The 3,479-nt window shown below is 42.9% G+C and carries 3 protein-coding genes; 1 reads left to right on the top strand and 2 read right to left on the bottom strand.

All coding sequences use genetic code 11. From position 1 onward, the window contains the following. Nucleotides 1-336 precede the first annotated feature (336 nt). Nucleotides 337-741 carry an ExbD/TolR family protein gene (locus ACE1AT_RS09135; protein ID WP_374867474.1) on the bottom strand — a complete coding sequence of 135 codons (405 nt, stop codon included), beginning with the start codon at nucleotides 739-741 and terminating at the stop codon, nucleotides 337-339. After that, nucleotides 725-1,378, bottom strand: coding sequence for a MotA/TolQ/ExbB proton channel family protein (locus ACE1AT_RS09140; RefSeq protein ID WP_374867476.1), 654 nt, complete (start codon nucleotides 1,376-1,378; stop codon nucleotides 725-727). Before ACE1AT_RS09140 ends, ACE1AT_RS09135 begins: the two co-directional genes overlap by 17 nt. Before the next feature lie 293 nt (nucleotides 1,379-1,671). Here ACE1AT_RS09140 and ACE1AT_RS09145 point away from each other — a divergent pair, with 293 nt between their 5' ends. Beyond that, the gene (locus tag ACE1AT_RS09145; RefSeq protein ID WP_374867478.1) at nucleotides 1,672-3,318 is read left to right on the top strand and encodes a TonB family protein; all 1,647 of its coding nucleotides are present in this window, start codon (nucleotides 1,672-1,674) and stop codon (nucleotides 3,316-3,318) included. Nucleotides 3,319-3,479 lie beyond the last annotated feature (161 nt).

Genomic DNA, 3,479 nt, shown 5'->3' on the forward strand with positions numbered 1-3,479 from the left:
GATTTATACTACCAGGGTTCTGGATCAGGAGTTGTCCACTTGACCTACTTCGTTTTTTATCTGTGCGCTTTACCGCTAAAAACATAATATCATCAAAGTCGTCCTTCTAGGACGAGGCTTTAGACCCAGGTTTTTGGTAAATCCCACATAAGCAAATACAGTCAGCCATTCTTGAGAACTACCAAACGTCTCATTCATTTTTTGAGATTTCACACCATATATCTAATTTGACCTTTGTCTCCCTTGTCTCCCTTGTCTCCCTTGTCTCCCTTGTCCCCCTTGTCTCCCTTGTCCCCCTTGTCCTCCTTGTCCTCCGTGTCCCCCTTCCAACCACTACTATGGTTTTTGAGTCGCGATCGCCAACTTAGCTCCTTTAACCTGGCGCACCTTATCCATCACCGTCACAACCTGACCGTGACCAACTTTTTCATCAGCATTAATAATTACCAAGGCTTCTGGATTAGAACCCACCAAAGTACGCACTTGTCCTTCTAATGCATCAACACTAGTGGGTTTACGGTTCAAGCTCACTTGTCCATCTTTATCGACCGTCACAGTGATTTTAGTCGGAATTTGCTGTTGCTTGGCTGTTGCTGCCTTGGGTAAACTGACTGGTAAACCTTCTGAACGAGTTAAATACAACGTTGACATAATAAAAAATGTCAAAATTGCAAAAATCACATCTATCATCGGTACGATATTAATCTGCGGTGGCAAATCTGGTTCATCTTGTAGGCGCATAACTTCTGTCTCCTCTCTCGTAACGACGACGATATAGTAATTCTAATTGTCCGCCATATTCTTGAATCGAAGCTATTTGACGTTGGTACAGCCCCCGGAAGGTATTAGCAAAAAGCAATGTAAAGATGGCTACAACCAATCCTGATGCTGTAGACACAAGCGCTTCACTAATACCTGCGGTGACACCTGCGGTTTTTGTACCTCCCACATCACCAATATCTAGGGATGCAAACGAGACAATCAATCCCAATACAGTTCCCAGCAAACCCAACAGTGGTGCAAGACCGATGATTGTCTCAAAAATGTTTTGGAAACGCTTGAGGACAGGAATTTCTGCTTGGGATTCGCTTTCTAAAGCCAGACGAAATTCTTCTGGTGTGGGTTCTTCTAATTGCAACGCTGAGAGAAAAATCCGCGCGATGGGTAAGTCAGCATTTTTTTTCAGTTTATCTATCGCACCCACAACGTTCTCTACACGATAGAGATTTAATACTTCTCGTACTACTTTATTTTGACGAGTGTTGATGCGATACCAGAAAAGCACCCGTTCAATAATTAATGCGATCGCCACTACACTAAATGCAAGCAGGGGCCACATAACCACGCCACCTGCCGAAAATAACTGATTGATTACCATGCAATACTTTGTTAGGAGATGAATAATATCACAGCTAGACTAGCAGTAAATGATATAACTTATCAATAGTTATTCAAATGATTAAAAACTCCTCTCAAACTTAAATTAGCTCTTACTGATATAAAATTTTATGATTTTTGAGACTCATTTTTAGACTCAAAAGCTTGCTAAATCAAGTTTTACCGATTGTCATATCCCAGGATGATTAACTAAAAATTTTCTCATCTTATTGCTTGACTTTTGCTTCTAAGCATTCTAATCTGACTACTTAGGTAATAATAAATTGCAATATTATGAGCTTTTCCAGCATCGCAGTGCAGCAGCGAGAAAAAGAAGCCAAAGCTTTGAAGTCTTTTCTGGTTTTTAGTTTCATTGGCTCGCTAATGTTGCATATTGGGGTATTAGCTTCTGGAATTGGCAATCTTTTCGACAAACTGCCTTCTGAAGAAGAACCAATAGAATTCACAATTGTTGAACCTGCAACCCTGGAAACGGCAGACCCACCAGAAGAAACCAAAAAAGAAACTCCTAAAGAAAAACCCATAGATAACACTAGTATTCTGAGTGCGAAAGCCACTACTGACTCTACCAATAATACCGAAGTATTACCCGTACCAAAATTTCCTCAACCATTGGTAAAAGTTGAGAAACAACCGACACCACAACCTAAACCTGTGGTACAGAAGTTACAACCTGAACCTGTCAAAGAACAACCAAAACCTGTTGCTACACAGCCGACATTTACTACTGAACCTCAAAAGCCTGTTGTCCAGCAACCAGAGAATACACCAAATTCGCGACCAAATCCTACCATTGCAACTAATACTTCCTCCGCATCAGCACCAGTGCAGAATAATACACAGCCAAGCAATGAAAATTTGCGACAGGTTTTAAGCGGAGTAAGAGATTCTAGAAACAGTCAAGGAAGCACAGTTGCAAATGGTGGAGGTGGCGGAGGTTCTAGCGTTGCTACCACTACAGGCAATGGTACAGGTACAATAGTTACTGGCGGTAGTGGTACAGGAACAGGTTCTGGTACTGCCAGTGGTAGCGGTAGTGGCACTGGAACGGGAACAGGTTCTGGTAATGGTTCTGGTACTGGTCGCCAAAATGTAGCCACAGCACCTACACCTCCTAAACTGCAAACAAGCTCAGGAAATGGTCGTGCAGCTTGCCGTCAGTGTGATTCTAAATACCCTGAAGATGCCAGACGCAGAGGGGTAGAAGGCAGAGTAGAAGTAGCTGTTGATACTGATGCTCAGGGTAATGTTACGAAGGTGCGGATCATCAAATCCAGTGGAAATCGTAAACTAGATGAAGAGCATCTCAACCAGGCTCGTAACTGGAAATTAAAACCATCAGACAGTGGTAGACAAGGAGTAGCGATCGCCACTGAATACGCCCTACAAGGTTCGCGTCGTTACCGTAACGTCAAAAAACGTCAAAGACAAAGAGAAGAACAACAAAGAAATCAACAAGCAACTTCTAATTCTGCCAGCACACCACAACAAACATCACGACGTAGAAGACGGTTTACTTCAGGAACTATTGTTGATGTTCCTCCAGAAGTCAGAACTAGACAACAGAATACATCTACATCATCTTCTTCAAACCAAACAACATCAAACCAAACAACATCAAACCAAACGACAACTTCTCAACCAACAACACCTACTCGTCGCTTACACCGTCAGCGTGTGGAAACTCCTTCACAGAGTACCAACCAAACTACTCCAAAACCTAGACAGCAACAACAGCAAGTTGCACCAAATAATCCCACCCCAGCAACACAATCCACCCGTCGCCGGCGCACAGAGATAAACACATCATCGGGATCATCTAGTAATCAGACTCAGTTAAGACAATCACTACGTCGTTTCAAACAACAATCTGCGCCTGTTGTACCTGCATCTCCACCACCTTCTAGTAATGGTGAATAGTTAATTGGACAAGCAGGACGAGTGAACTACTCAGACTTGCCTACGGCTGAAGTCTGAGCTTCCCAATTCATCGGGAACAGCCTCAAAAACTCCGTAGTTTTTTTGGTCTTACATTCCCTCGGTGGGCAGGAGTCCTGGTTCCCAAGACCCAAATCTTTTTC

Origin of the sequence: Pelatocladus sp. BLCC-F211 (assembly GCF_041928655.1) — a bacterium.
Taxonomy (GTDB): domain Bacteria; phylum Cyanobacteriota; class Cyanobacteriia; order Cyanobacteriales; family Nostocaceae; genus Pelatocladus.

Bases quoted from the DNA above. Each gene is read 5' to 3' on its own strand.
- ACE1AT_RS09135 (WP_374867474.1), bottom strand. From the start codon at position 741: ATGCGCCTACAAGATGAACCAGATTTGCCACCGCAGATTAATATCGTA.
- ACE1AT_RS09140 (WP_374867476.1), bottom strand. From the start codon at position 1,378: ATGGTAATCAATCAGTTATTTTCGGCAGGTGGCGTGGTTATGTGGCCC.
- ACE1AT_RS09145 (WP_374867478.1), top strand. From the start codon at position 1,672: ATGAGCTTTTCCAGCATCGCAGTGCAGCAGCGAGAAAAAGAAGCCAAA.